The 585-nt window shown below is 42.4% G+C and carries 1 pseudogene; it reads right to left on the reverse strand.

Going from position 1 to position 585, the window contains the following annotated elements:
- Window positions 1–585 (reverse strand): annotated as a pseudogene (locus tag NXH67_RS06470) (IS1634 family transposase); the annotation flags it as partial.

Consider the following 585-nt stretch of genomic DNA (forward strand, 5'->3'; position numbering starts at 1 on the left):
GATGTCTCCAACAGGATCGTCAAGAAGGTCTGTTGATACTGCATAGAGACCATCATAAAGCGCTTCCTGTTCAACCTTATCTGTATCGAGATAGTTGTGAATGCTTGCAGCTTCGCCACTGTCAGTAACTGCAATCTTTCCTATAAATCTTGCCGGATCAGTAGGATTCTTTCTATTCCTTTTAATGGAACCGGAATCAATCAGTTTCTGTGCCCGATCCACTTGGGCATCTCGAACAGCTTTCTGATATTTAGCAAACCTGGGTGAATAAGTCACTATGAGGCGCTGATGAAGAGTCTTTGGAGTATACGGCTCCTCTTTGTAGTAAAGGCCTGTATCATCATCGGGGAGTTTTGATATGTCTACAGGAATATCGTCCGATACTCGTTTAAATCCTGTACCGTTCAAAGCCCATTCTTTATCTTCGGCTTTAAGCTTCTTTATGGACTGAGTTACAATGAAAGCTCTTTGTCCCATGTGGTTGTAGTTTCTTATCTTCTCGGATCCAAGTCCTGCATCGCTGCAGTAGATGAATTTCTGACATCCGAATTCAGAAAGAACCTTTTCTTCGAGAGGCTTTAATGA

Origin of the sequence: Butyrivibrio sp. DSM 10294 (genome assembly GCF_028539135.1) — a bacterium.
Classification (GTDB): domain Bacteria; phylum Bacillota; class Clostridia; order Lachnospirales; family Lachnospiraceae; genus Butyrivibrio.